Below are 26,025 nucleotides of genomic sequence, written 5' to 3'. Positions count from 1 at the left end.
TCACCCGACCCGAGCAGGAGGAACTCGTCATGATCCAGCAGGTGTTCGATCGTGTCGCCGGATACGAGCGCCGGTTCAACACGCTTTTCGAGGAGTACTTCGACACGTTGAGCGCCGGGGTGGATGCGCCGTCGTTCAGCCGTTTCACTCCGGACTGCCTGCAGTTGCTGCGGGAACTGTCCTTGCGGGGCGGCAAGCGGATGCGGGTCGCTCTCCTGCACGAGGCAGCTCGTCTGGTGACCGGCGAGCCGGTCGAAGGACTGGACGCCGCGGCACTGAGCGTCGAACTGCTGCAGACCCACGGCCTGGTGCACGACGATCTCATCGACGACAGCCCCACCCGCCGCGGCGGCCCTTCCACTTACTACGCCTACCGTGAACGGTTCCCCGGCCACCCGCAGACCGCCCTCGGTCTCACCGTACTTGCAGGCGACCTCGCCCTCGCCCTGTCCCTGCGGGTACTGCTGGACGCCAAGCTGCCGGTCGCGGTGCGGCATGCCATGGTCGAGGTGCAGACGCGGGCGGCGGCCGACACGTTCGTGGGCCAGATCATCGACCTGGAGCGCGATTTCACCGCCACCGCCGACGAGCAGATCCTGCACTGTGTGGCCGACTACAAGTCCGCCCGCTACTCGATCCTCGCGCCCATGCAACTCGGACTTCTGGCCGCGGGCGAGGAACCGGACCTCTTCGAGCAGGACCTGCGCGAGTACGCGCGGCTGGTGGGGATCTGCGGGCAGATGCGTGATGACTACCTGGACCTGTTCGGGGACGCGGCCACCATGGGCAAGCCGACCGGCACCGACATCCGCGACGGGAAACAGAGCTACACCGTCAGTGCCCTGCTGTCCGCCGTCGACGGCTCCGAGCGTGCGGTGGTGCGGGCCGCGCTGGGTGACCCGTCCTGCACGCCCGAAACCATCGCCGCCGTCCGGGAGATCGGTGAGAACCGTGGTGTGACGGTGCGGATGCAGGCGGACATGCGGCGCTGTGCCGAGCAGGCTTCCGCGGTGGCCGCGGACTGGCGGTCACGGTGGCGTGAGGAGGCGGTCACCTTCTTCGAGTATCTGCCGCTGTGGGGCGTTGAGCGAGCCATGTGAGCAGCGCACGCACGACAGGCGTGGCGCGCCCGTCGGGTGTGCGCCCCGCGGGTGTGTGCCCCGCGGGTGCGGGACCGCACCCTGGGACCGGCGAGGCTGTGGCCACCAGGTCCGCGAGGGCCTGGCGCCAGCGTGCGGGAAGGCTGTCGGCGCCGGGAAGGGCTCGGTCGATACGGAAGCACGCGCTGGTCGTGCCCTCGTAGCTGACCGCCGCGATGGCCATGGGGACGCCAGGCGGGCAGCAGATGACGGGGTCGATGCGGCGCACTGCCGCCTCGCCGTAGTGCAGGCGCCGGCGCACCACGAGATAGGAGGCGCAGACGGTGAGTCGGCCCGGGACGGTGCCGACGGCCACGAGGCGCCGGAGCAGCGGCTGGGGAAGGCGAGTGAGAGCAGCTCGGAGAACCGTCTTGTGTCCGGCCGACTTCAGGGGAGTGGTGACCGCTTGCGCACGCGCCAGCCGCCGGCCCATCGGCATGGTGCCGCCGGGCAGGTCGATCCGGGCCAGGAACAGCCGGTTGCCGGGCGCCCCTGCTTCATCGGGCGTGCGCAGATTGACGGGCACCATCACGGGAATCGACACGCCGGCTGCGCGAGGCCAGGCGTCGTAGGCCCACTGGGTGATCGCGTGAGCCACGGCGGTGAGGTAGACGTCGTTGGTGCTGGCTCCGGCGGCGCGGGCCGCGGTGCGCAGGCCGGCGGAGGGCACTTGAGTCCACATCGTGTGACGGCGGCTGGACAGCGGATGCGAGGCGGATTGCCACAGACGGTGCCGGCGCGCGTGGCGCAGCAGGGTCACGGTGCTGCGCAGGACCTGGCACAGGCGGGGCCTGGGGATTGGGCAGATGTCCCGGGTGGGCACTGAGAACTGTTCCGGCAGGAGTCGCGGCCCGAACAGCGCCTCCATGACCGTGACGACGTTCGCGCCGTCCTGGACGGCATGATGGGTGAGATACAGCAGAGCGAACCCGTCGGGCGTGTGACCGTGCAGGAGGATCATGCGCCAGGCCGGGGCCCCCTCGGCCCACGGCTCTTGCAGGAGGAGCCGCACGGTCGCCTCAAGAGCCTCCGGCGCACTGGCCACCTGCCGATCGCGAACGTGCCGGGCCATGTCCGGGGCGGCAGGCGTCCACTGTGCCGTCGGCCCGTCGCCGGTCAGGACATGCGTCAAACAGGGAAGATCGGCAAGACGCGCGGTCACGTGCTCGCGCAGAGCGGCCAGATCGGGCACGTCGCCGGTCAGGTGCAGCACCGCCCCGACCGTCGAGTTGGCGTCCGGGTGCTCCGCGAGCTGTTCGGCCTTCACCATGACGAGATCGGCGGGGCTCGGATCCGGGAACCGGTTCATGTCCATTACCCCAGGAGTGTGTAGACAGGTGCGCCGACTGCCGCGCCGATCAGCACCCCGACGGTGACCTGGCCGACGGTGTGGCAACGCAGCCGGATACGGGACCAGCCGATCAGCACCACCAAGGGAGTCAGCAGGAGCATCCAGGGGCCGAAGACCGAGCTGAGGATGGCAAGAGCACCGGAAGCGACCGCGGAGTGAACCGACACCTTCCAGAAGAAGGTGATCACCAGCAAGGTGAGCAGGACGGCGAGCATCGCCGTCACCAGGGCCGTCACCTCGGAAGGAGCTTTGAGCCCGTACAGCAGCGCGGTGCCGGTGACGACCGAGGCCATCACCCCGGGGGCGGCCACGATACGGTCCTGCCGCCGCCGCACATGTCGGTCGCCCCAGTACTGCCGGCGCTCACCGAACCCCAGGATCAGCGTGGGCAGCACCGCGGTGAACACGGCCGCGAACACGCCCCATCCGATGCCGGCCCATCCGGCGGCGTGCCAGCCCAGCAGCGGAGCCAGGACCAGTATCCAGTTCCGGGGCTCACCGCCGTCGCTGAGCAGCCAGGCCCAGCGTGCCGCGGAGCGAGGCACCACCTCGCCCGCGGCTGGGTGGGAAGAGCCGGGCGGCGGGGCTGATACGGCAGGTGAAGCTGCCGAAGCCGCAGTGTTGTGTTGCGTCACCTCTGAAAGCCCCGCTCCTCACGTGGTGTTGCCGCCGTGCGGCCGTTCGTCATCGAAACGACGCTCTCAAGGGGCCGGTCCCGGCACCCGCACGGTCTGCTCGATTTCAGTCGGCGTTGCCTGGGCCGTGCGCGAACGCTGGGTGCGGGTGCGGGTGCGGGTGCGGGTGCGGGTGCGGGTGCGGGTGCGGGTGCGGACGGCGAAGGCAGCCATGCCCAGCGCCGCCATGCCCACTGCCCACCCCGTCCCCAGCAGCAGGCAACTGGTCGGCACCACCTGCAGACCGCCGGCGGCCACCGAGGTCTGCACCGCCCCGTAAGCAGGCAGGAAGCGCACCACGGGACTGTCCGCATCCGGGTTGATCAGGGGATTCTGCAGCACCAGATCGATGGAACTGATCATGATGGCGAGGAACATGCCGGCCAGCTCGCTGCGCAGCACGGCCGCCAGCACGATGCCGATGCCCCCGTAGGTCAGAGCACCGGTGCACATCCCCGCAACGAGCACCAGGAGCTGCTCGGGGCGCCAGAACAGCTGCATCCACGCAGTGGTGTAGCCGGCGACCAGGGCCGCGACCAGAAGGAGCGCGGTGCACTTCGCGAGCGCGAGGCACGAGCGGGGATAGCCGGCCCGCACCAGTCGCTGGTCGAACAGCGCGGAGCGGGCTGTGGCGACGAACATCATGAACGCGATGACCAGTGACAGGGCCTGCAGTGCGCCGTTGATCTGCACCAGGACATTGCCGTCCATGACCACCGTGCGTCCCACCGCACGGATCCGGAACCGCAAGGGCGTACGGGCTACCACCGTGAACGCCAGCGTGGTCCACAGCGGGACGAACAGGACCACGATGAGCAGCGCCAGCCTGTTACGGGCCTGCTCGATCAGCGCGAACCGCAAGGCTGTACGGAAGCAGGGCCACCACCGCGTCATACCGGCACCACCTCCGGTCCCGTCTGCTCCGTCTCGTGCAGCACTCCGGCCTGGAGGCGGTACAGGGTGTCCAGGCGGGATGCGTCGTAGGCGAGGTGCGAGACCACCAGCACTGCGCAGCCCCGGTCCCGCAAGGCCGCCGCCAAGTCCCAGAACCGCAGATAGGTCTCCCAGTCGAAGCCCTGATACGGCTCGTCCAGGAGCAGCACCTGGGGATCGTGCATCAGAGCGAGGACCAGGTTGAGCTTCTGGCGCGTGCCGCCGCTGAGTGCCTGCACCCGCTCGTTCCGGTAGCCGCTGACATGCAACTGCTCCAGCAGTTCGAAAGCTCTGTCCAGGTTGTCCAGGCCGTAAGCGGCCTGAAAGAACCTCAGATGCTGGTCGACGGAGAAGGCCTGGTGGAGCACCGAGTCCTGCGGGCAGCTGCCCAGCACCCCCACCCGCTCCACCACGCCGCTGTCCGCGGCGAGATCCCCGGCCAGAATGCGCAGCAGAGTGCTCTTGCCGGACCCGTTCTCCCCGACGATGCCCACCAGCTGGCCCGCGCGGAGATCCAGCGACACCCCCCGCAGGACCGGGCCGCGCCGGTAGCCCTTGCACACATCCCGGATCCGCAACACCCGCTCACCGGCCAACACCACTGCACCCCCCCATGCAGACGCTCCACGGCCTGCGTCCCGAACGCACCACCTACTGGAAGGCAGTCCCGATGCCCCACACCGAATGACAACCCCGCGTGAGCACCAACGACACGAAGCGACAGCGGTGACGGGCAACGCCTCAACTGCGCCAGTCCCCCGACGAAATACACGGACGCGGTACGGGGAAGGCGGTCCGCCGCCGGTGCCGTGAGCGCAGGCAATCACGTGTTTGTGAGGAGGCCGGGACGCCGCCGCTCGTGACGGTGAACGGCGTGACGCATATGTGACGCACGTAGGCCGGGAGAGCCTGGTCGGCAAGCCGGAAACCTGCAGACCAGGGCCACTGATCCACCCTTACGCGCCTCGTCACGCCGCTGGGGATGGTCTTCGAACACCCCGATTCCGACGCCTTCCAGGCCCAGTTGCACCATGTCCCGGACGCGCTGAAGGCGAAGTTCACCACCACCGCTTTCGGGCTTGACGCCGCTCCGCGGACAGCTCCGCCACCCGAATCCTCCGTCCCACGCGCCCCTTCGGCCCCGCGTCAAGATTCCGATGACGAGGCGCCAAGGGCGCGACAAGACAGGACTACTCCGTGTTCGAAACGCAAGAGTGGCCCTCGCGGAAGGCGCGGCGCAGGCCGCTCCGCAGCGCGAAGGGGACTCAACGCAATGCCGGACACCAGCGCCACGGAACAGCGCCCCGCGGCACCGCCCCAGGCGTCGGCTCCGACGGGGGCCGACTCCCCCCGGCCGTCCAGGGGCCGGCACCGCGAACCGCGTGTTTCCCCTGACAGTTGGATACGCCGACCGCTGCGCAGGATACAACGGCCGCGCCTCGGACCACCGCAACTGTGGCGCGGCCGTCTCCCCGCGACCGTCCCCCAGTGGTTGAGACTGCTGCGCGGTGCCGCGTTGAGCGTTTCGGCGCTGCTCGTCATCGCGCTCGTCCTGACCGGACTGTTCACACGCTCCGCCTGGTCGGACATCCGGCACCACTCCGCACCCCAGATCACCAGCGCCACCGGTCTGTACTTCACGCTCAACGCCATGGACGCCCAGCTGGCCAACCAGCTGATGTTCGGCACCGACAAAGACCTCGCCGACGACCGGAGCACCGCCGCCCAGGCCATCGCCGACTTCGGCAGTTACGAGGAGGGCGCCTCCCACGCGCTGATCCTCAGCAAGCAGCACGCCTACGCCGCGGGGAAGACCGACGCCGACACGCTGGCCGCCTACCGGTCCACCACCGATCTGATGCGCACCCGCCTTCTGGACCGACGACATGGCGGCCTCCACCCATATCAACCCCCAGGTCGCCCACTACACCGTGCAGGCCGAACTCGCCCAGGCTATCCAGGAGGGCCTGGAAGCGCGTAAGCAGGGCGAGTTCGACTCCGCGACCGCCAAACTGGGCCGCGCCGTCCAGCTCGCCGGCACCTCCGGCAACGACGACACCGCCAGGCTGCTGGCCAAGGTGGTGGATGTCGTCGACGCCGCGAGCGGCACGGTGCGGCTCAAGGCCAAGGTGGCCGGCGTGGACGAAATGACCTTGGAAACACGCTCGACGAAAACCGTACGTGTGAAGAAGAAGTAGCGCACTCGGTGCGCAGAGGGGCGAAGAGAGAAAGAACGAACATGCCGACCTGCCCGAACGGCCATCAGTCCGGAACAGACGACTGGTGCGAGGTGTGCGGTCACCGCATGACCTCCGCAGCGGCACCCTCCGCCGCCGAACTCTGCCCCGACTGCGGCGCGCCCCGCGGCGACCTCGCCCGGTTCTGCGAGGAGTGCCGCTACGACGTCACCACTCGGTCCGGCGCCCCCGAGGAGGAGGTTACCGCCGGCTCGTCGACCTGGACCGCCGCATTCCCCTCACCCACGTCCTGGTCACCATCGGCCGCCGCCGGTCCACGGGCCACACCCCCTTCATCGACCTATGCGGTGACCCCGAAGACCCGGGCGTCTCCCACGAACACGCCATCCTCATCCAGCAGCCCGACTCCACCTGGTCCCTCATCGACAAGGGCTCGACCAACGGCACGACGGTCAACGGCACCGAGGACCCCATCGCCCCCTACAAGCCGGTGCCGCTGACGGACGGCGACCGGGTACACGTCGGACTCTGGACAACGATCACCGTCCCCCGGAACTGAGCCGCCCTGGCGTGTGCAAGCGCCTCGTGCTCGGTCCGATCCCGAGCCCTCACGAGGCGGGGTGTCGTGATCCGCCGACAGCCTGACGAACCCTCACAGATGAAGGACAATGAGCGGATGAGTGGCATACGCAGGGCTCTGGGGCCGTTGGAGCGAGTCAATGGCCGCTGGATCCTGGGCGATCACCTACGGCCGGGCGGCACGTGGCTGGAGTTGCGCCCCGAGGGGCTGTATCAAATCTCGGGGGAGTCCGAGGGGCAGTCGATTCCTTGGCCCAGGGTCATGCTGGTCGGGTTCACGCTGGGCGCCAGGTATCCCCAGAAGGGCTCGTACGGTGTGCTGGCATTGCTGGGCGGGTTGCCGGGCCCCTGGAAGGGGCGTGGACGTGGATATCTGCACCTGACACTGCGGCACCCGTACGAGAACTGGTTGGCCTCCTTCGACCGCCACCCCCGTTGGTACGACTCGACGGAGCTGGTGCTGTTCGGGGAGCTGCTCAGGCAGACCGTCGACGAAGGCGAGGCCAACAGGCTCGCCGACTCGGATTGGTTGGGCCGGGCGGTCGAACTGCTGGTAACGCAGCGGCCACGGACGCCCGGTGGAGTACGCGAGGCGGTGGCCAGGGCCCGCCAATTGTGACGCGCCGCGCCTCGGCACAGGTGTGACGCGTGGACCTCTCAGTCATCGTGCCGAGTCCGGTACCGGTGTGCGGGGTGTGCTGTCGGGAGGTGTGCAACGGACCTGTATCGTCCCGCACGACATGCCCGGCAGCCGGCCTGCGCCGAGGAGGATCGACATGACCAGCCATCGGCACCCGACCGGCTCGGACGAAGGACCAGCAGCGGGGCTGTCAGGGCCGCATGCTCCGGACCCGCGGGCCGCAGTCCGCCTCTCGCTGATGGTCGGGGCGCTCGGTGTGGTGTTCGGCGACATCGGGACCAGCCCGATCTACACCCTCCAGACGGTGTTCAACCCGGGCGACCCGCACCCCGTCCCGGTGAGCACGGAGAACGTGTACGGGGTGGTGTCCCTGGTGTTCTGGTCGGTGATGATCATCGTCACGGTCACCTATGTGCTGCTCGCGATGCGCGCCGACAACGACGGTGAGGGCGGCATCATGGCGCTGATCACCCTGCTGCGTCGCTGGAGCGGGCAGCGCGGCGCGCGGGCCGCCGGCATCCTGGCGGCCCTGGGTATCTTCGGCGCGTCCCTTTTCTTCGGCGACAGCATGATCACCCCGGCGATCTCGGTGCTGTCCGCGGTCGAGGGCCTGAAGGTCGTCGAGCCGTCACTGGGCGGCGCGGTCGTGCCGATCACCGCAGTGATCATCGTGGTGCTGTTCCTCGTCCAGCGCAGAGGAACCGCGGCGGTGGGCCGGGTGTTCGGGCCGATCATGATCGCCTGGTTCCTGGCCATCGGCGCCTGTGGTGTCGTCGGCATCGCCGACCACCCGGAGATCCTCAAGGCACTGTCGCCGACCTATGCGGCGGGCTTCCTGTACGGCCACTTCGGCAGGGCCTTCTTCGCCCTGGCCGCGGTCGTGCTCGCGGTCACCGGCGCCGAGGCGCTCTACGCCGACATGGGGCACTTCGGGCGCCGCCCGATCACGCGTGCCTGGCTGTTCCTCGTCTTCCCGGCGTGCGTCCTCAGCTACCTCGGCCAGGGCGCGCTGATCCTCGCCGACCCCGGCAACATCAGCAGCCCGTTCTTCCTGCTCGTGCCGGGCTGGGGACGCTGGCCGATGGTCCTGCTGGCCACGGCCGCCACGGTGATCGCCTCCCAGGCGGTGATCACCGGCGCGTACTCGGTGACCTCCCAGGCGGCACAGCTGGGCTATCTGCCGAGGCTGCGGATCGCGCACACCTCCGAGTCCGCCGTGGGCCAGGTCTACGTCCCCTGGATCAACTGGCTGCTGATGGTCTCGGTCCTCACCCTCGTCTTCGCGTTCCGCAGCTCCGCGGCACTGGCCTTCGCCTTCGGCATGGCGGTCACCGGCACCATCACCATCACCACCCTGCTGTTCTTCTACGTCGCCCGCGCCAAGTGGGGCACACCGCGCTGGCTCATCGCTACCGGTGCCGCGCTGCTGCTGACGGTGGACCTGCTGTTCGTCGCTGCCAACCTGACCAAGCTGGTCCACGGCGCCTGGCTGCCGCTCCTGATCGGCCTCACCGTCTTCACCGTCATGACGACCTGGCAGCGCGGCCGCGAGGTCGTCACCGCCGAACGGGCGCGGCGCGAGGGCCCGCTGGAGGAGTTCATCGAGGAACTCCGCGCCAAGGAGGCGACGACGCTCCGCGTGCCCGGCACGGCCGTCTTCCTCAACCGCGGCAAGCAGACCGCGCCCCTGGCGATGCGGGCCAACCTCGAACACAACCACGTACGGCACGACCACGTCGTGATCCTGGCCATCACGACCGAACCCGTTCCCCGCGTCCCGGCGGACCAGCGGATCACCGTCGACGGCCTCGGCTACTCCGACGACGGAATCGTCCACGTCACCGCCCACGTCGGCTACATGGAGACACCGGACGTGCCCGGCGTCCTGGCGGCGCTGGACCCGGCCTCGACCGAGGGACCGCTGCAACTCGACGAGGCTTCCTACTTCCTGTCCACGATCGAGCTCCGCCGCGGAAAGGCGCCGACGATGGCGCCCTGGCGCAAGCGTCTGTTCATCGCCACGTCCTACATCACCGCGGACGCCGCCGAGTACTTCGGCCTGCCCCGCGACCGGACGGTCATCATGGGCTCGCACATCGAGGTGTAGACGACCGCCGACTTCCACACCGAGACCGGACCGACCCCTCCCGGCCAGGCAGTCACCACGCCGTACGGCCCGGGCTCCTCGACGTATGCGCCCCTTTCCAGCAGTGGCCGGAGTTCGACGAGACAGAGTGTGAGGCCCTGGCCGAGGCCGTCAACAGCAGGCGTTGATGTATCGCCGCCGAGGGACCCCACTCGCGAGGCCCGCGAGCAGACCACGCTCCGCGACTCGCGCCGTCCTTCTTCGCCCTCGCCGCGCACGTCACCGTCGGCTCCGTACGCGCCGCGACCGGCACGGGCGATGCCCGGCACCCGGCCCCGGGCATCTCTGAAACGAGGCGGGCCTGAGTCAGGGCGAGGGCTCGGGGCCGAGGGCGATGAGTACGACGATGGTCGTGATCCAGACGAGCAGGGCCATGCCTACCAGGTAGGGGCCGTACTTCTTCATGGTGGGACTCCCTTGCGGGGTGGTGATCAGGCGAGGCCGAACCAGCCGAGGACGGTCTGGACGAGCAGGATGGTGGACATGCTCGCGACGCCGACGACCACGGCGGTGGCGGCGACGCGGTAGCGCGGGCCGTTGACGGCCGGGCCGAGGACGGAGCGGCGGTTGGTCAGGACCAGCAGGTAGACCAGGACGATCGGGCTGATGAGGCCCTGCAGGACCTGCGTGCCGATGAGGAGCTGGATGACGTCGACCGGGGTCATCGCCACCGTCGCGCCCAGCACGATCTGGGCGGTGAACAGGCCCAGGAACAGCGGGGCGTCGCGGAAGCTGCGGGAGACGGAGCGTTCGACGCCGGCCGCCTCTCCTATGGCGTAGCTGGCCGAGAGCGGGACGACCGCGCCGGCCAGGGCGGAGGCGCCGATCAGGCCGAGGGCGAAGAGGAGTTCGGCGTTCTGGCCGGCGACCGGTTTGAGGGCTTCGGCGGCCTGGGCGGCGGAGTTGAGCGGGCCGGTGCCGCCGATCGCGGCGGCGGTGGCGATGATGATGGTCAGGCTGATGACGCAGGCGAAGACCGCGCCGAGCATGGCGTCCAGTTTGATCAGCCGGTAGTCCTCGGGCCTGGCTCCGCGGTCCACGACGCCGGCGGCGGCGTAGAACTGCATGTACGGGCTGACCGTGGTGCCGATGAGGGCGACGGCGAGCAGGATGAAGTCCTTGCTCGGCTCGATGTGGGGGACGACGAGGTGTTTGCCGACGTCGGCCCAGTCGGGGTGGCCGAGGAGCATCGCGATCGGGTAGGCGAAGAACGCCAACGACATGATCAGGAAGATCCGTTCGGCCCATCGGTAGGAGCCGAACAGGACGAGTGACCACAGCAGGATCGCGGCCGGCGGGATGACCGCCCACTTGGGGACGCCGAGGAGTTCGAAGGCGGCGCCGATGCCGGCGAACTCCGACACGACCAGGCCGGTGTTGGCCAGCAGCAGGCAGAACACCGCGAGTCCGGTCAGACGGAGGCTGAACTGCTCGCGGATCAGCGCCCCGAGGCCCTTGCCGGTGTGCGCGCCGAGCCGTACGGCCATCTCCTGGACCATCACCAGGGCCATGGTGACCAGCACCATGAAGAACAGCGTGCCGTAGGTGAATTGGGAGCCCGCCGAGGCGTAGGTGGCGATGCCTGCGGCGTCGTTGCCGGCGTTCGCGGCGACCAGGCCGGGGCCGGCGATCGCCGCGACCATGGTGATGCGGCGCCAGCCGGTGCGGCGGACGGGGCCCGTCGTGACCGCCGGTGCTGCGGTGGCGGTGTCGAGGTCGCGGGTCACTGCAGGAACCTCCGGAAGTGCAGGCGCCCGCGCTCGGGCAGCAGGGCGTCGAGCAGGTCGTCGGCCAGGATCCGGCCGAGCGGTCGGTCGGTGTCGTCGACCACCAGCAGCGAGGAGGCGCGGGCGGCGACCAACTCGTCGGCGGCCTCGGCCACAGCGGTGTCCGGACGGACCGTGACGGGTGGACCGAACTGCGCCCGCCAGGCGACCAGGTCGGCCAACGGGGTGGTGTCCTCGGCCACGGCGAGGTCGAACAGCGCGATGTCGGTGACCAGACGCCCCTCCTCGTCCACGACCGCGACGGCGTCGATCTCGGTGCGGTGCTCGGCCTGCTCGGCCAGCTGCGCCCGTACCTGGGCGACGGTCTGATCCCGGTCGGCGGTGATCAGCAGGGTGGTCATGGCGCCGCCCGCGGTGCCCTCCCGGTGTTTCAGGAGCCGACGAAGCTCCGCCGCTTCCCCGGACGGCATACGGGTCAGGAGCGCCTCGCGCTCCTCGGGGGTCAGGTCGCGCAGGGCGTCGGTGGCCTCGTCCGGCTCCATCTCGTCCACCAGCCGGGCGGCGTGTTCCGGCTGAGCTTCGCGCAGGAGGTTCTCCAGCTCGTGCGGTTCCATCTCCTCCAGTGCGTCCGCCGCCTGCTCCGGCTCCAGCCAGCCCAGCAGCTGCTGCCGCTCGGCGCGGCCGAGGTCTTCGAGGATGTCGGCCAGGTCGGCCGGGCGCAGCCGGTGCAGCGCGGCCCGGGAGGCCCGCAGCCGTACCTCGGGCGGTCCTTCGGTGGCCTGTTCGGCGAACGGGGCGACCGCCTGCCAGTCCAGCACCCGTTCCGGGGTCGGCCTGGCCTGCCACCGGCGGGGGCCGAGCCGGCGCAGCAGAGTCGGCAGACTCACATCCACGCCGACCAGCACCACGCGGTCGACCAGCGGAGCCAGGTACAGGTCGGCGGCCCGGGTGACCTGGACCCCGTCCACGTCGACCAGTTGATGGTCGAGTACGTCCTTGGCCAGCAGGACCTCGCCGGGGCGGCGGGCGAAGTCGCGCAGGTCGACGCGAGCGGTGGACAGGCGTACGTGCCCGGCGTGCACCTTGCCGATGGCGTCCGAAGCCAGGAAGGCGCGCCGTCGTCCGATGCGCAGGATCAGGCCGGTGACCGGCGGGTATGCGTCCGCGCCGTAGAGCCGGGCGACCACGTCCACGACGCGGCCGACCTCCTCGCCGGCCTGGTTGGTGACGGGGCCGCCGATCAGACCGGCGAGCGAGACCAGCGAGGTGCGGACCGCCTTGGTGGCGGTGGCCCGGCGTTCCAGGTGAACCCTGCGGTCGCGCAGGCGGGCGGTGGTGGACATGAGCAGAGTGTGGGAAGCCAAGGTGAACACCCTCTTGCCCCGGTATGGCGGGGCATCGGGCGGCCCACGACAGCGCATTCCCTCCCCGGACCGGCGGCGGCAGGCACGCCGGGCACACCCCGGTAGACGACCTGACAAGGCCGGTGAGCAGGGCGAACCGCCCACTGAGGAGCCGGGCGGATCAGGGAAGAGCGGGCTGCTTCGGGCCGCGGAAGGACGGCGCGGACAACACGAAGAGGGGCCGACTATGGCCCGGACTACTGTCCATGTCGCCTCCTCCCGGTCGTGGCCGCGCACAGGGCGTCGCGGTCAAGCGGCAAGGGAAGCCGGGCAGCACACGGCCCGGCACACCCCATCTCGTCAGAGCTTTGGCACTCCACGGCGTAATCCCCTACGGGGAAGCCACTTGGGGTCACCCCTTGGGCCGGGGAGACCTGTCCTGATCCGGAGCGTCTCTCGACGGGTGGGATCAGTGGCCTGTGTCCGTGAAGACGCCTCACCGAACGAGGTGTCTGGTCAAACCGCGCAAAGCCTACGCCCGCGCCGACCCGGCCTCCTAATCCATGACCAGATCATGACCTTCGCGGGCCGAGACTTCATCGTCGTCGCCCGCCAAGCCCCCTCCGAGCCGCTCATCGGCATCCGCAGCCGCCTGGAGGCCGACCCCGAGCGCCCCGCCCATGGACCGATCGCCGTCCTGCACGCCATCGCCGACTCCGTCGTGGACCAGTACCTCGACGTCCTCACCACCCTGGAGACCGACGCCGACGAGATAGGGAACGACGCCTTCTCCCCGGACGCCGGCCATGCGCCGCATCAGCGCCGGCGCCGCGTTGATCGCCGTACCCGTCGCAGGCGTGAGGCTGAGGCCGGCCGCCTGGGCGGAGCGGATGAAGCCGACCCGGGCCTGGGCCGGGTAGTCGCGGTATCCGCCCGAGGTGCGCGGCGGCTCTCCCAGCAGCCCGGCCTGCTCGTAGAAGCGCAGGATCTTGGTGGTGGTGCCGGTGGCGGAGGCGAGGGCTCCGATGCGCATGGCTTCACGGCAGCCCTTGACCTTCCAGAGCGGTGGAAGGTCTAGCGTGGGCCACGTGACCTGGAGGTGCCGCCGATGCGCGTGGAGATGCTGACGGTCCCGGACTGCCCGAACGGCCCGGTGCTCAAGGAGCGGCTTGTGCTCGCACTGGCCGGCCGTACGGACGTGGAGCTGACCGAGCACGTGGTCGACGTCCAAGCCGAGGCCGAACGCCGGAACATGCACGGCTCGCCGACGCTGCTGGTCGACGGGTGCGACCCGTTCGCCGTTCCGGGCACCGCGGCCGGCCTGTCCTGCCGCCTCTACCGCATGGCGGACGGCCGGATCGGCGGGGCGCCCTCCGTCGAGGAGCTGCGCCAGGTCCTCGACGTCAACGCCACCATCGGGGCGGAGCGGGCTGCCGGCCGGGCCGGGCGGGGCCGTCTCGCGCCGGTCGAGCGGGGCCTGCGGGCCGTGCAGCAGGCCGTCCTGCGCTCCTTCGCCACAACTGGCGCCCCGCCCGGTGACGCGGAGCTGGAGTCGGTGGCCGAACCCTTCGGCGTCCCCGCCGTCCGGGTGCTCGCCGAGCTGGCCGCCGAGGACTTCCTCACGCTGGACGACACCGGTCGCATCCAGGCTGCTTACCCGTTCTCCGCCATCCCCACCGAGCACGTCGTGCAGATCGCCGACGGGCCGACGGTGTGGTCGATGTGCGCGATCGACGCGCTGGGCATCCCGGTCATGCTGGGGACAGACGCCGTCATCACCTCCACGGACCCGGTCACCGGCGGCTCCGTCCGCGTGGAGTTCACCGACGGAAGGACCGTCTGGCAGCCGGCCACCGCGGTGGTCTATTACGGCGCCCGCCCCGGGGACGGACCGGCCGCTGCGGTGTGCTGCGGCTACCTGCGGTTCTTCACCACACGCGCCACCGCCGAGCAGTGGACCGGCCGGCAGGCCGACCTCGGCGGCGCCGTCCTGGACCAGGCCGAGGCCGAGCGCCTTGGCGCTGACATCTTCGGCCCGCTCCTGACCGCATCGCCCCGATAGCCGCACCGTCATGACCCGACCCGGCGCCGCGATCCGACCACTCCGAGGGAAACCTTCGGTCAGCCCATATCCGTCGCTGTCGCGGCCATCGTCTGCTGCGTGGGGCCCGCCTTGATCGTCGCCGCGCTGCTGACCGCCGGGGCCGTGGCTTGGTGGCTACGGCGCCGTCGGCGGTCCTGCCGCCCATCACGTCGCTCTCGATGATCGGAGTGTTCGGGCCCTGGCCCACCGGCTTACCGGATCCGGGCGTCGGGCTCGTTCAGCGCGCCGGCCGGGCACTTCACGCGGACTCCCGCACCCTGAAACAGGGCGCCTTCGGCATGTCGGGCGAAGACGATCCCTCGGAACGCATCGCGCCCATCGGTAAGCGGCTGATCGTCCTGTGCTGGACGAGGTAGGACAGCATGCCGCCGAGGACAACGCCTCCCAGCGATATGAGTGACACCAAGACCTGACCTGCCATGGTGGTCATCGTGCCATGCGGTCGATCTTTGGGACGACCACGCTGTGACTGGTGTGATCACGGCGTCCGAGCCGTCCCGGACAGCCCCGTTCACCGGGCAGAGCCCGCGCTGTTTCGGCAAGCCGGTGACCGTGATGCGCCGCGAGAGCGCGAACGAGACACGGCGCGGGCGCCCATGGAGCCTGCCGCTGAAGGACCGGTTGCTGCTCGTCGCGGCCTGCTGGCGCACGAACCTGACGATGCGCCGGCTTGCTCCGCTGTTCGGCATCCCCACGTCGGCGGCCGACCGGATCATCGACCATCTCGGCCCCGAACTCGCGCTCCGGCCTCGCAAGCGGTTCGCGAAGCTCCCGGCATAGAAGGTTGTTCGTGTTTGACAACCCGTCTGCCAGGAGCTTCGCCGTTCTGATACGCCAACCCGCTGGCTTCACAATCAGGTTGAAAATCCTCATTGATTCGGCACTGGGGAGGCGGCTATTCGGTTGGTGAGAAGGGTGGATGGTTGGTCGGGCGTTCCCATGGGTGTGGTCAGCAGGTGAGGTTGGAGCCTGCGGGGACGCCGAGGATGGAGGTGAAGGAGAGGTAGTCGTTGACGCGGTCCTGCATCTCGGCGGTGTTGCCGCCGTTGCACTCGATGCTGCCGTTGATGCTGCGAATGGTCTCGCCGAAGCCCGCGCCGTTGACCATGGCGTTGTGTCCGGTCATCGTGCCGGGGCCGGTCTGGGTGTTCCAGTACCACAGGCCGGTCTTCCAGGAGATCGCCGAGTCGGAGGCAACCAGGCCGGGGTTGTCCAGCAGGTCGACGCCGAGGGCGTCGCCGGCGGCCTTGTAGTTGAAGTTCCAGCTGAGCTGCATCGGGCCGCGTCCGTAGTAGGCGTAGGTGCCGGCGGGGCAGCCGTAGGGCTCGCTCGCGCAGTAGTTCCCGGACTGGTCGACCTCGTTGATGTAGACGAGGCCGCCGGTCTCGTGGTCGACGTTGGCCAGGAACGCCGCGGCCTCCTGCTTCTGCACCGTGGCGCTGCCGGTGGTGGCGAAGCCGGGGTAGGCGCTGAGCGCGGTCACCAGGCCGCTGTAGGTGTAGAAGGAGTTCCGGTTCGGGAACATCTGGTTGAACTGGGCTTCGCTGACCACGAATCCGCTGGTGCCGCCGCCCGTGCCTCCTCCACCGGAGCCTCCGGTGCAGGTGTAGGGGGACCAGTACCAGGTGCTGATGGTGGGGTCGTATCCGGGGTTGTCGTGGGTGGCGATGTAGTACTGGCCATTGGGGGTGTACCGCACGATGGCGCCGGTCGCATAGGACTGTCCGGCCACCCAGGCGGGGTAGTTGCAGCTGCCGCCGGTGCCTCCTCCGCTGGATCCACCGCAGGCTCCTTGGTCGGCCCAGACTGCGGCGACGCCGGGCGTCTCGCCCTGTGTCCACCACTTGGCCTGCCAGTTGTCGCCGTTGTAGGAGGCGGTCATGCCGCCGGTGTAGACCGCGGTGGAGCTCCAGGCCGAGGCGCAGTCCGCCGCCGCCGCAGGGCTCGCGGCGCCGAGGACGGTGAACGTGCCGAGGAGACAGGCCAGGACGGCCAGCAGCACTGTCATGCACCTGCCATAGACAGATCTGCGAGGCCCGCCGGGCATGGTTGTGCTCATGTGCCACTCCAGTGGTAGGGGGTGAGTGGTAACCCCAGCAGCAAAGCGTGATTGGTCCAGACCAGTCAAGGGTCAGTCGGGACTTTTGTCAGGACAGACCACCGTGTGGCGCTCCGATGTCGTCCTCGTCGTCGGCGACCAGGAAAAGGTCGTCCGGGACCACCCGCATGCCCTGGCCGACGGTTTCGCCCGGCCCGCCGCGGTTGAGGGAGGGGGCACCGCCGCCGAACCCCTGGGCTGGGCCGGGCACCAAAGGAACAGGGTTGCCCGCACGGTTACGGCAACGTCCGCGGCTACGTCGGCAGGGCTCTTCGCGGCAAGCCGCGGCCGGTCGGGCCCTGGCCGCCGTCGGCCAAGGCCGTCACGCGCTGGATCCTGACCCGCCCTGGCGCCCTGACACCCTGACACCCTGAACGAGAACGACCGACTACGCCTCAAGGCCGTCCTGGTCAACTGTCCCGAACTGGCGGCGCTCACCGTGCACGTGCGCTCCTTCGCCCACATGCTCACTCAACTGCAAGGCGACCAGCTGTCCGAATGGATCGCAGCGGACACCGCCACCGCTGAGCTGCGCAGACTCCGCCGGTTCGCCCAACACCTCGAACGCGACCTCGACGCCGTCATCGCCGGCCTCTCGCATCCGCGGAACCCTGGTGTCGTGGAGGGCCATGTCAACCGGATCATTCTGAGGAATCAGATTGATCAGGCTTGCAAAGCTTCGCCCTGCCGCGTGTCGACGATCGGCTGGAGGGCCGCGCTCGGCGGAACGAGGTGCTCCCCGTCGCGGACCAGCCGTCGTCCCGGGGGCGATCCGGCTGTCGGCGGCAGCGCGTTGCCCCCGGGATCCGGGGCCCGGCTCCAGGCCGTCCACTCCCGGTGACGGGGTGTCAGTGCTGCTGGCTGTGGGGGGTCTTCTCGCCGGCCTCGACGGCGAACGGCAGCCGGTTCTCGGCGGGAGCGACGGGGCAGACGGGCATGCCGCTGAACGCGCAGGGCAGGTTGAGCGCGCGGTTGAAGTCCAGCACGACGGTGCCGTCCTGGTCGGGCTCGGGGACCGAGAGCGAGCGGCAGGCGCCGTAGGTGGTGACGCCGCTGGTCGCGTCGGTGAAGACCACGACCGTGGCTGGTGCGTGCCTCGCGGGCGACGAAGCCGGCCAGCAGTACCAGGGCGGTGACGACCCACTGTCGGTTGTCGGGCGAGATGTGCAGATCGGTCTGTGCGTGTGGCAGCGCGATGGTCACGATGGACGAGTCGAGGACGATCATCAAGGTCGCGACGGAGACGAGGGCAAGGGCGAACCACCTGCGGGGGTCTGCGGCCAGTGGTTCCGGCTCGGCGGCGGACCGGACGGGAGCCGGCGTGGCCGTGGTCGGATCGGGGGCGTGGGGCATGGCGATCTCTCATCGCTGGCGGTGAGTGGGCCGGCGGCGGTGCTCCGGGGACTGCGGGCGTTTGTCCGTGAGCGTGTGCGGCGCGGGCCGCTTGGCCTGCGCGGTGTCCGCTTCGGTCCCTTCGGGTCTTGGAGGGACTACTTCTGTGCGGCGAGCGCGAGGGCGGTGTCCTCAAGGGCGCGTGGAGCTTGGCGGGTCTGCGCCGTCTGGGACCTCGACGAGAACGGATCGGAGGTATGCCGCGGCCCCGCGTGCGGTTCAGCGGCCTGGACAGGGAGGCGATCTTGGCGCTTCAGCTGGTTTTGGCGTGGACCGGTCGGCGGGAGCGCAGGATGAGCGCTGCCATGGTGGAAGCCGGCAGCGTGAATGCTGCGGTGGTCGGGAATGCGGCGCGGACGCCGGGGACGAACTGGCCGGGGGCGGCCCCGGCGGCGTAGACCGAGACGGCAACGGCGAGTCCGACGGCGCCGCCCGGCTGCTGGACTCTCTGGAGCAGACCGGAGGCCGATCCGGCGTGCTGCTGCTCGACCCCACCCATCACCAGGGAGGCGGCCGGTATGCAGGTCAATCCGGCCGAGACGCCGGTGATCAGCAGGGGACCGAGGACCGCGGTGACGTAGCCGCTGGTCGTGTCGATGCCGCTGAGCCAGGAGCGCGGGCCGGCCGCGAGCGAGCCGATGGTCTGCGATGCCGAGCTGGACGACCCGGTCCGGCGGCTGAGGTCGGCTGCGCCGGCCTCGTTCCCCTTCGGCCTGGCGCTGCTGTAGGGCCGCGTATCTTGCGGTCGATCTGTGCGAGGTGCCGGGCCGTCCAGACGCGCATTCCGAGGAATCAGGTTTGTCAAGGCGCATGTCCTCACGTGGATAGGTCTGTATCAGCGTCGCGGTCACGAGGTAGCCACCTCCGAGCAGATCGCGACGAGCGTCAACACCAATCCGGTGGTGATCCGTCGCCTCCTGGGCGAGCTGCGCAAGGCCGGCCTCGCCGACTCGCGGCGAGGTGCAGGAGCAGGCTGGATGCTCGCCCGGGACCTGACTCGATCACCCTGCTCGACGTCCATGAGGCGATCGGCGCCGGGCCGATTTTCGCTCTGCACCGCTCGACGCCTGACCCCGAGTGCGTCGTGGGCCACGGCATAGGACCGGCGCTGACCTCTGTCTACGGCGAGATCGAGGCCGTCCTTCGTGGGGAGTTGGCGAGAACCACACTGGAGGACGTCCTGCGGGACGTACTCAGAACCGCCTAGCCCACCCCTGGTCTCGGTGGTGGCCCGTTTCCGCGCCCGTAAATGTAACAAAAATGGTTACCTCAAAGATTCGGAGAACCCCATGGCAACAGATGCCCAGACCTCACGGGCAGTGGCCGAGCAGTTCGTGGAGCGCCTCGGCGGGCAGGACCAGGACGGCATCCAGGAACTGTTCGCGGCGGACATCGACTGGTACGTCCCCGGCAACGACGAACTGTCCTGGACCGGCCGCCGTACCCACCGGGAGGAAGTCGCGCCGTACTTCACCACGATGTGGCCGCACTTCGTACCCGGCAAGAGCAAGGTCGTGCTGGAGCGGGTCATCGTCGACGGCGGTGACGTGATGCTGCTGGGGGTCTTCACGCACACCGTCGCGTCCACCGGCAAGGAGTTCACCACCCCGTCGGCCATGCACCTGGTGGTCGAAGACGGCGAGATCGTCCGCATGCACCTCTACGAGGACACACTGAGCGTCGACCAGGCGTTCGACACTGCCTGAGAGCGAAAAGGGTTCATGGGCGTCTCCCGCAACCCGCCCCAGGCAACACCGGACACGGGGTGTACATCGTCCTGATGTTGCCGGCCGCGTACTTCGCCGCCGGACCCATCGTCTCGTCGACGGCTCCCCTACGGGGTGCGACGCCGACGCCTTCTTTCCTGACGACGGCTCTGCACCCGTCGTTGCTGACAGTGGGCGGTAGCGAGTCTCATCGGACGCCCAGAACCCGGCCGGCTCGACTTCTCGGGCGACCTTGACCGCCGTCACACGAAGATCGACGGTGACGCTGCTTGCGTGACCACAAGAAGTGGACCAGATCCTCAGCGCGGGAGTCGTTTGGAGGTGATGGCGGGAGTCACCTTCCGAGGATTGATCAGCACACAGCGATCCGCCGTGACCATCAAGGAGGCGTGTCGCAGCAGGCGTTGCAGCGCAAGCACAACATCACGCGGCGGCTGGCATCTCTGGAGCGTCTGGTGATCACGGGCGTCTCTGTCTCGCTCTGGGCCCGCCGACTACCGTGAGCAGGGCACTTGCATGGCCCTGGGCGACGGCCTCACTCAGAGTGGCGCGGGGCTGCGCCCGTTGCGCGGCCGGGCCTGTCGCAGGGGCCGCGGACTGTCCGGCGGGGGCTGTTCGTCGGCCGCCTACTGGCCGCCGAGCAGCCCCAGGATCCGGTTCACCGCCTCCAGCGCCGGCTGGCCCACCGCGCCGACCGTCGCCGCGATTCCCGCGACGGCCATCAGCGCGCGGTGCCGTTCCTGCGGGGCGGTGCCCGGGTCCGTGGTGAGGGCCGGCAGTGAGTCGTCGATGGCCTGCGCACTCGCGGCCGGGACCTGCTCACGCAGCGTCCCCACCAGTCGGCGAAGTTCCTCGACGGCGGCTTGGAGGGCGGGGTCGACGGTGGGCGGCCCGGCCGGTGTCTGGTGCTTGGCGATGCCGGTGTTCCCGGTGCCGCCGTGCATCGTCACGTTGTCGCCGAAGTAGAAGTTGTTGCCGCTCATGTCGCTCATGCGTGTCCCACTCCCACGTTGCCCGTACCGCCGTACATGTTGACGTTGTCGCCGAAGTAGTAGTTCTTCGGGTTGACCATGAGACGGTCCACCGTGACGTGGAACTCCGTCTCCGGGTGCTCGATCGCGTGCACGAGGGAGCCCACCAGCTGGTCGAGTTGGCGCGGGTCCGCGCTCGTCACCACGGCCATGGGCGGGCCGGACGTCTCCACGGCCAGGACGTACAGCGGCGTCGCCGACAGCACCTGCAGCCACTCCACCGTGCACAGGAGCAGCGCGGCCGTCGAGCCCAGCCACACCCACACTATGAGCGTGCTCGCCGTGTCCTGGCTGGCGATCCCGGTGATGCCGCCGAGGATGGTCAGTGCGAACGCCACCGACAGGATGATCCCGAGACGTTTCAGGAAGAGCCTCGTGGCCTCCCAGCGCTTCGGCATGAGCATGTACGTGTGCACCCGGGCGATGTTCTCCAGCGGGTATGCAGCCCCGCCGACCCACAACAGCCGCTTTCCGACCCGCAGGTCGATCCCGCGGAACGTCTGCGGCGGGGTGGCGGGCGGCGGCGGGATGTCCGGGAACCCGGACGCTTCGGTTCTCTCCACGAGTCCCCCTGAGATCACTGACCGGTGGTCATTAACTACGCCAAGTGGCCTCCTGCGCAAGTCGATATGCGGGATCAACTGTGCTGCTGTTGTGGAAAGTTGATGGCGGTCGGCCAGACCGTTCGGCCAGCGGCGGGGTTACGGCGACGATCGGGGATCGGGCCCGGCACGAGGGACTCGATGAGTGACAGTGAGAGACGGCGGGCGGCAGCGGCCATCGGTGCTCAGGTGGACTTTGGTGGTGAACCCGCCGCGGGAGCGCCCCAGGGCCTCGCCTGTGGCGCCACCGCCACCAAGTGGCCGAGCAGCCTCAACCAGGGCCTCCCGCTCAGGTGTTCCGCCACGGCGGCCCCTCTTGGACAACTCGGCGCCGCTGGTGGGGTGTTACGGGCCCTGGCGGCGTGCTGGTGGGCTCGCATCACGGTGGAGTCCGCCGAGATGTCCCAGTCGATCGCGCCGTCCGCGTCGGCAGCGCCCTGGACCCGCTGGAGCCGCCGCTCCCAGGTGCCGTCGGCCGGCCAGAGCCGATGGCGTTCATACGCGGTCTTCCACGGGCCGAACCGTCTGACCAGCACACCGGCTCCCCCCGACTCCACTACAAGATCGGCCGGACACGGCCTGGCTTCGCCCGCCCGTTGCAGGGGGTGTCAGTGGGCGGTGCGATGCTGACGCCGACAACTCCGCTCACGGTGATCAAAGGGGGGCCGATGCCCGGTGAACGATCAGGGCCTGACTTGTCCCCGGTCGGCTTCGACTCTGCGTGGTGTGCCACCGACCTGGGTGCATACCGACCCTGCCGCTACACCTACGAGTACTACCCGTACGAGAGTCTGCCACCTCTCGACTCCACCCAGTTCACGGGTGCTTTTCAATGGCTCGGCGGTACCGGCGAACCTGTTCCCGAGCAGGTCACGGTGCTCAATCGCCTGGCAGAGGACCTGTCGGCCAGAGGCTTGACGCTGCCGCGGGACTTCGCCGCCTTCCAGGCCGACTCGAAGCTGCACTACTCACTGGACGAGGTTTCGGTGACCTGCTGCTGGACCGATATCTCAGAGCCCCTGCCCAGTCCGGTCGAGCCCGGTGCCTTCCTCGTGCGATTCCTGCGGGATCAACAGGACTGCGTCATCTGGTACCTCTACCTCCGCTCGTCGGGTGAGGCGTTCGTGGTGCACTCCTATCTCGACTACGAATACGAGTACGAGGCACGGCGCGATGGCGAAGAGACGGAGACCAATCTCGACGATCCGGAAGAGCAAAGAGCCGCAATCCTCTGGTGTGCACCTTCGTTCGAGGAATTCGCCCATCGGTTCTGGATCGAGAACCGTCTCTGGCATGCCCTCAACGGAAATGACCTGTCCGGGCTCGACGAGCCTCAGGCGCGTGACTACTTGCGCCACTACGGGCCGCCCGGGATACCCGCATGACCGTGCACTGCCCGTGGTGAAGATCGCCAAGTCCCAGCCGGCCGAGCACGGCCTGCTGTTTTCGACCTGGAGCCTGCCCAAGCCGGCCGACGTCCTCGTCCCGCACATGGGCCTGACCACCAAGGGCACCATCGGCGCCGACACCGCGCTCACCCTCGACGAGTGCGTCACGCACATCCAGGCGATGCGGGATGCCGCGGTCTCGGTCGCCCCGGACATCCTCGTGCTGTGCCACGGCGGCTCCGTCGCGGAACCCCGGGACGCGCAGTACGTCCTTTCGCGGACGGAGGGAGTCGTGGGCTTCTTCGGCGCGAGCTCGATCGAACGCCTGCCCACGGAGACCGGCATCCGCCGGCAGACCGAGGACTTCAAGTCGATCAGCTTCCGATGAGTCTGGTGGAACGAGAACGAGAACGAGAACGAGGCGAGCAACCGTGAGCCGATTCGAGGCTGGGACCCGCACCGGGCCCTCCGAACTGCCGACCGAGGTCTTCGACTGGGGAAGCATCAAGTGGGGAGTGAGCGCCGGTCTGTTCCCCGCGCTGACTCCGGGCGTCCAGCCGGTCTGGGAGCGGGCTCGCTGACCGGAGCGGTGCCCATCGCAGCGCCGTCCCGCTGCCCCCGCCTCCCGGCCAGTGCCGTGAGGTAGCCGCGCAGCATGACCTTCGCCTCGTCGAGGAGGGCCGTGTCGCCCTCGGCGTCGCGGCGGAAGGCCTCCTGGGCGAGCGCGTCGGCGGCGAGGACGGCGGCATGGCAGGCCCGGCCGAGCCCCTCCGTGTCGGCGGCGATGCCGAGCGCGAGCAGCACCCGGCGCACCCCGTCGGCCATCCGGCGCTTGTGCTCCCGGTCCGCCGCCCGGGTCCGGTCGGTCAGACCGCTGCCGAACCACAGGGCCCGGAAGCCCTGTTCGGTGCGGTAGAGCCCGGCGTAGGTGTCGATCAGCACACCGACCGGGTCGGACCAGCGTTCGGTCGCCGCGCTGCGCACGAACTCCTCCATCACCGCTTCGAGCTGGGAGAAGTACGTCGCCGCCAGCGCGTCGATGATCGCGTCCCGGTCGGGCAGGTACTGGTACAGCGAGCCGACCGACACCCCGGCCTCCGCCGCGACCCTGGTGGTGGTCAGGGCCGGCACGCCCTCGGCGATCAGCACGCGCTCCGCCGCTTTCAGTACCCGCGCCAACCGGGCTTTGCTGCGGGCCTGTTGGGGAGTCCGGCGCAGCACGGCCCCGGTCTCCTCGGCGGTCGGCTCGGTCACCCGCGGCTCCTGAATCTGAACGTGACTTTGTTTCAGGTTTACGTTAGCGTCGCGGCCATGACGGACTCAAGCTCCGCGCTGGTTCAGGAACGGGCCGCGGTGGCGGACGTCTGCCGTCGCCTGGGAGCCGCGGGCCTGCTCATCGGTACGGCGGGAAACGTCAGCGTGCGGGTGGGGGACCGGGTCGCGGTCACCGCCACCGGTGCGGTGCTCGCCCAGCTCACCGCGGGACAGGTGACGGTGGTCGACCTGGACGGCAAGGTCGTCGCCGGCACCCTGCAGCCGACCTCCGAACTCGACCTGCACCTCGGGGTCTACCGGCGCTACGGCGCCGGCGCGGTCGTCCACACGCACGCTCCGATGGCTACCGCGCTCTCCTGCGTCCTCGACGAACTGCCGTGCATCCACTACCAGTTGCTCGCCCTCGGCGGCACCGTGCGGGTGGCGCCGTACGCCACCTTCGGCACCCCGGAACTCGCCGAGTCGGTGCTCGCCGCGCTCGACGGCCGCAGCGCCGCCCTGCTGGCCAACCACGGCTCGGTGACCGTCGGCCCGACCCTCGACAAGGCCGTCGAGAACGCCCTGTTGCTCGAATGGGCCTGTGGTGTCTACCAGCACGCGGCTGCCCTCGGGACGCCCCGCGTCCTGGACGAGCGGCAGCAACTCGCGGTGATCGAGGCCGCGATCGCCCGGAACTACGGCACCACCCAAACCCTGCAGGAGGGCAAGCCATGAGAGTCGTCACGATGGGCGTGCATGTGCTGGACGTGCTGGTCCGGCCGGTGGACGCGATACCCGAGGGCCAGGGCGCCACCCTGGTCGAGGACATCAGGATGACCGCGGCAGGGACCGCCGGCGGGACCGCGCTCAGCCTCGCCAAGCTCGGCGCCACCGTGCGCAGCGCCGGGGCCATCGGCGACGACGCGACCGGTGACATGCTGGTGCAGCTGCTCGGCAAGGCCGGGATCGACACCGGCTTCCTCGTCCGTCGCACCGACACCGCCACCTCGGCGAGCGTGCTGCCCATCCGTCCCAACGGCGACCGGCCCTCCCTGCACCTGCTCGGCGCCAACATCACCTACGGCGTCGACGACGTGCCCTGGGACGCCCTCGCCGAGGCCACCCATCTCCACCTCGGCGGACCGGAGTTGATCGGAGTCGACGTCGCCGCGCGCATCCTGCACTTCGCCAAGGAGCACGGCGTGACGACCTCCGTGGACCTGCTCGCGCCCGGAGTGCTCGGCAGCTTCGAGCAGATCGCGGCGGCGCTGCCGTACGTCGACCACCTCCTCCCCAACGACGACCAGGTACTGGGCTTCTCCGGCGAGGACGACCTGGTGGCCGGCGCGAAGAAGCTGGTCGGTGCCGGCGCCGGGCTGGTCGCGGTCACCCGGGGCGGCGACGGCGCGCTGCTGGTCACCGCCGAGGGTGCCGAGCCGGTGCCCGCCTTCGAGATCGACGTCGTGGACACCACCGGCTGCGGCGACGCCTTCTCGGCCGGATTCGTCTTCGGCATCGGGCTGGGCCGTACCCCGCACGACTCCGCCGTCCTCGGCAACGCCGTGGCGGCACTGGTCGCCCAGGGCCTCGGCAGCGATCACGGGGACTTCGACCTCGCCGCCGCCGACGCGTTCGCGGCGACGGCTGTCAGGCGTGCGTAGGGCAGGTGCCGGACCTGTGTGGAACGTGATGTCCGCCA

26 protein-coding genes, 6 pseudogenes and 1 riboswitch are annotated in these 26,025 nt (G+C 69.6%); of the genes and pseudogenes, 15 read left to right on the top strand and 17 right to left on the bottom strand.

What is annotated here, in order from left to right:
* Positions 1–29 precede the first annotated feature (29 nt).
* The gene (locus SSP29_RS40010) at positions 30–1,100 is read left to right on the top strand and encodes a polyprenyl synthetase family protein (RefSeq protein ID WP_089105840.1); all 1,071 of its coding nucleotides are present in this window, start codon (positions 30–32) and stop codon (positions 1,098–1,100) included.
* Here the strand turns inward: SSP29_RS40010 and SSP29_RS40005 are convergent.
* The 4 genes from SSP29_RS40005 to SSP29_RS57240 form a co-directional block, all read right to left on the bottom strand.
* The gene (locus tag SSP29_RS40005) at positions 1,051–2,448 is read right to left on the bottom strand and encodes a wax ester/triacylglycerol synthase domain-containing protein (protein WP_167450110.1); all 1,398 of its coding nucleotides are present in this window, start codon (positions 2,446–2,448) and stop codon (positions 1,051–1,053) included. The two genes, SSP29_RS40010 and SSP29_RS40005, sit on opposite strands and share 50 nt — an antisense overlap.
* Positions 2,449–2,453: 5 nt before the next feature.
* Positions 2,454–3,035 (bottom strand): phosphatase PAP2 family protein, encoded by a 582-nt coding sequence (locus tag SSP29_RS40000; protein ID WP_150135825.1) that lies wholly within the window; start codon positions 3,033–3,035, stop codon positions 2,454–2,456.
* A 156-nt stretch (positions 3,036–3,191) separates the two neighbouring features.
* Positions 3,192–4,025 carry an ABC transporter permease gene (locus tag SSP29_RS59300; RefSeq protein WP_150135824.1) on the bottom strand — a complete coding sequence of 278 codons (834 nt, stop codon included), beginning with the start codon at positions 4,023–4,025 and terminating at the stop codon, positions 3,192–3,194.
* Between the two features lie 29 nt (positions 4,026–4,054).
* Entirely contained in the window at positions 4,055–4,696 is a 642-nt protein-coding gene (locus tag SSP29_RS57240; RefSeq protein ID WP_438363836.1) for an ABC transporter ATP-binding protein, read from the bottom strand.
* An 893-nt stretch (positions 4,697–5,589) separates the two neighbouring features.
* Here SSP29_RS57240 and SSP29_RS52650 point away from each other — a divergent pair.
* From SSP29_RS52650 to SSP29_RS39970, 5 genes and pseudogenes are all read left to right on the top strand, one after another.
* Positions 5,590–6,078 (top strand): GlnX family signal transduction membrane protein, encoded by a 489-nt coding sequence (locus tag SSP29_RS52650; protein WP_145969007.1) that lies wholly within the window; start codon positions 5,590–5,592, stop codon positions 6,076–6,078.
* Positions 5,966–6,295: pseudogene (locus SSP29_RS39985) on the top strand (hypothetical protein); the annotation flags it as partial. The gene SSP29_RS52650 and the pseudogene SSP29_RS39985, both read left to right, overlap by 113 nt.
* 277 nt (positions 6,296–6,572) lie before the next feature.
* A pseudogene (locus SSP29_RS57235) lies at positions 6,573–6,854 on the top strand (FHA domain-containing protein); the annotation flags it as partial.
* Positions 6,855–6,971: 117 nt separating this feature from the next.
* Positions 6,972–7,493, top strand: coding sequence for a hypothetical protein (locus SSP29_RS39975; RefSeq protein WP_245883483.1), 522 nt, complete (start codon positions 6,972–6,974; stop codon positions 7,491–7,493).
* A 157-nt stretch (positions 7,494–7,650) separates the two neighbouring features.
* Positions 7,651–9,621 carry a potassium transporter Kup gene (locus tag SSP29_RS39970; protein ID WP_089105836.1) on the top strand — a complete coding sequence of 657 codons (1,971 nt, stop codon included), beginning with the start codon at positions 7,651–7,653 and terminating at the stop codon, positions 9,619–9,621.
* A gap of 470 nt (positions 9,622–10,091) precedes the next feature.
* Here the strand turns inward: SSP29_RS39970 and SSP29_RS39965 are convergent, their stop codons facing one another.
* The 3 genes from SSP29_RS39965 to SSP29_RS61390 all read right to left on the bottom strand — a co-directional run bounded on the left by SSP29_RS39965 (position 10,092) and on the right by SSP29_RS61390 (position 13,763).
* Positions 10,092–11,387 carry an NRAMP family divalent metal transporter gene (locus tag SSP29_RS39965; RefSeq protein ID WP_150135818.1) on the bottom strand — a complete coding sequence of 432 codons (1,296 nt, stop codon included), beginning with the start codon at positions 11,385–11,387 and terminating at the stop codon, positions 10,092–10,094.
* Positions 11,384–12,730, bottom strand: a complete 1,347-nt coding sequence (locus SSP29_RS39960) for a magnesium transporter MgtE N-terminal domain-containing protein (RefSeq protein ID WP_245883482.1) — start codon at positions 12,728–12,730, stop codon at positions 11,384–11,386. Before SSP29_RS39960 ends, SSP29_RS39965 begins: the two co-directional genes overlap by 4 nt.
* 344 nt (positions 12,731–13,074) lie before the next feature.
* Positions 13,075–13,245, bottom strand: a riboswitch (M-box (ykoK) riboswitch).
* A gap of 41 nt (positions 13,246–13,286) precedes the next feature.
* On the bottom strand, positions 13,287–13,763 hold the full coding sequence (locus SSP29_RS61390) for a MerR family DNA-binding transcriptional regulator (RefSeq protein ID WP_089105835.1): 477 nt from the start codon (positions 13,761–13,763) through the stop codon (positions 13,287–13,289).
* Between the two features lie 75 nt (positions 13,764–13,838).
* Here SSP29_RS61390 and SSP29_RS39950 point away from each other — a divergent pair, with 75 nt between their 5' ends.
* The gene (locus SSP29_RS39950) at positions 13,839–14,792 is read left to right on the top strand and encodes an alkylmercury lyase family protein (protein ID WP_089105834.1); all 954 of its coding nucleotides are present in this window, start codon (positions 13,839–13,841) and stop codon (positions 14,790–14,792) included.
* A 507-nt stretch (positions 14,793–15,299) separates the two neighbouring features.
* Positions 15,300–15,602 (top strand): annotated as a pseudogene (locus SSP29_RS39940) (helix-turn-helix domain-containing protein); the annotation flags it as partial.
* A gap of 181 nt (positions 15,603–15,783) precedes the next feature.
* On the opposite strand, the gene SSP29_RS39935 reads toward SSP29_RS39940, so the two are convergent.
* From SSP29_RS39935 to SSP29_RS58840, 5 genes are all read right to left on the bottom strand, one after another.
* Complete coding sequence (locus tag SSP29_RS39935; protein ID WP_089105832.1) at positions 15,784–16,842, bottom strand: glycoside hydrolase family 19 protein; 1,059 nt, start codon at positions 16,840–16,842, stop codon at positions 15,784–15,786.
* A 139-nt stretch (positions 16,843–16,981) separates the two neighbouring features.
* Positions 16,982–17,143, bottom strand: coding sequence for a hypothetical protein (locus SSP29_RS58845; protein ID WP_167450109.1), 162 nt, complete (start codon positions 17,141–17,143; stop codon positions 16,982–16,984).
* Between the two features lie 177 nt (positions 17,144–17,320).
* The gene (locus tag SSP29_RS39930) at positions 17,321–17,563 is read right to left on the bottom strand and encodes a hypothetical protein (RefSeq protein ID WP_089105831.1); all 243 of its coding nucleotides are present in this window, start codon (positions 17,561–17,563) and stop codon (positions 17,321–17,323) included.
* Positions 17,564–17,780: 217 nt separating this feature from the next.
* Complete coding sequence (locus SSP29_RS39925) at positions 17,781–18,008, bottom strand: DUF1684 domain-containing protein (RefSeq protein WP_438363834.1); 228 nt, start codon at positions 18,006–18,008, stop codon at positions 17,781–17,783.
* 569 nt (positions 18,009–18,577) lie between these two features.
* On the bottom strand, positions 18,578–18,853 hold the full coding sequence (locus SSP29_RS58840; RefSeq protein WP_150135814.1) for an MFS transporter: 276 nt from the start codon (positions 18,851–18,853) through the stop codon (positions 18,578–18,580).
* A 61-nt stretch (positions 18,854–18,914) separates the two neighbouring features.
* On the opposite strand from SSP29_RS58840, the gene SSP29_RS58835 reads away from it, so the two are divergent.
* The 3 genes and pseudogenes from SSP29_RS58835 to SSP29_RS39905 all read left to right on the top strand — a co-directional run bounded on the left by SSP29_RS58835 (position 18,915) and on the right by SSP29_RS39905 (position 20,030).
* Positions 18,915–19,052 carry a hypothetical protein gene (locus SSP29_RS58835; RefSeq protein ID WP_167450108.1) on the top strand — a complete coding sequence of 46 codons (138 nt, stop codon included), beginning with the start codon at positions 18,915–18,917 and terminating at the stop codon, positions 19,050–19,052.
* Between the two features lie 63 nt (positions 19,053–19,115).
* Positions 19,116–19,531, top strand: a pseudogene (locus SSP29_RS39910) (Rrf2 family transcriptional regulator).
* Positions 19,532–19,613: 82 nt separating this feature from the next.
* Positions 19,614–20,030 carry a nuclear transport factor 2 family protein gene (locus SSP29_RS39905; protein WP_089105827.1) on the top strand — a complete coding sequence of 139 codons (417 nt, stop codon included), beginning with the start codon at positions 19,614–19,616 and terminating at the stop codon, positions 20,028–20,030.
* A gap of 647 nt (positions 20,031–20,677) precedes the next feature.
* On the opposite strand, the gene SSP29_RS39900 is transcribed toward SSP29_RS39905, so the two are convergent.
* The 4 genes and pseudogenes from SSP29_RS39900 to SSP29_RS60440 all read right to left on the bottom strand — a co-directional run.
* Positions 20,678–21,043 (bottom strand): hypothetical protein, encoded by a 366-nt coding sequence (locus tag SSP29_RS39900; RefSeq protein WP_150135812.1) that lies wholly within the window; start codon positions 21,041–21,043, stop codon positions 20,678–20,680.
* Positions 21,040–21,645 (bottom strand): DUF6232 family protein, encoded by a 606-nt coding sequence (locus SSP29_RS39895; RefSeq protein ID WP_089105825.1) that lies wholly within the window; start codon positions 21,643–21,645, stop codon positions 21,040–21,042. The genes SSP29_RS39900 and SSP29_RS39895 overlap by 4 nt, the downstream gene beginning before the upstream one ends.
* Positions 21,646–21,828: 183 nt before the next feature.
* Positions 21,829–21,921, bottom strand: a pseudogene (locus SSP29_RS60445) (IS5/IS1182 family transposase); the annotation flags it as partial.
* A gap of 110 nt (positions 21,922–22,031) precedes the next feature.
* A pseudogene (locus SSP29_RS60440) lies at positions 22,032–22,208 on the bottom strand (IS5/IS1182 family transposase); the annotation flags it as partial.
* Between the two features lie 87 nt (positions 22,209–22,295).
* On the opposite strand from SSP29_RS60440, the gene SSP29_RS57210 reads away from it, so the two are divergent.
* Entirely contained in the window at positions 22,296–23,069 is a 774-nt protein-coding gene (locus SSP29_RS57210) for a hypothetical protein (protein ID WP_245883481.1), read from the top strand.
* 16 nt (positions 23,070–23,085) lie between these two features.
* Positions 23,086–23,460: a phosphoenolpyruvate hydrolase family protein gene (locus tag SSP29_RS57205; protein ID WP_245883480.1), complete on the top strand. Its 375-nt coding sequence runs from the start codon at positions 23,086–23,088 to the stop codon at positions 23,458–23,460.
* 116 nt (positions 23,461–23,576) lie between these two features.
* Here SSP29_RS57205 and SSP29_RS39880 read toward each other — a convergent pair whose 3' ends face one another.
* The gene (locus SSP29_RS39880) at positions 23,577–24,326 is read right to left on the bottom strand and encodes a TetR/AcrR family transcriptional regulator (RefSeq protein WP_089105823.1); all 750 of its coding nucleotides are present in this window, start codon (positions 24,324–24,326) and stop codon (positions 23,577–23,579) included.
* 57 nt (positions 24,327–24,383) lie between these two features.
* On the opposite strand from SSP29_RS39880, the gene SSP29_RS39875 reads away from it, so the two are divergent.
* Entirely contained in the window at positions 24,384–25,061 is a 678-nt protein-coding gene (locus SSP29_RS39875) for a class II aldolase/adducin family protein (RefSeq protein WP_089105822.1), read from the top strand.
* Complete coding sequence (locus SSP29_RS39870) at positions 25,058–25,987, top strand: carbohydrate kinase family protein (protein ID WP_089105821.1); 930 nt, start codon at positions 25,058–25,060, stop codon at positions 25,985–25,987. The genes SSP29_RS39875 and SSP29_RS39870 overlap by 4 nt, the downstream gene beginning before the upstream one ends.
* Positions 25,988–26,025: the final 38 nt, after the last annotated feature.

Source organism: Streptomyces hyaluromycini, from assembly GCF_002217755.1.
GTDB lineage: Bacteria > Actinomycetota > Actinomycetes > Streptomycetales > Streptomycetaceae > Streptomyces > Streptomyces hyaluromycini.
Note: the sequence above shows the minus strand (reverse complement) of the source record. Positions and strands in the feature narration are given on the sequence as shown.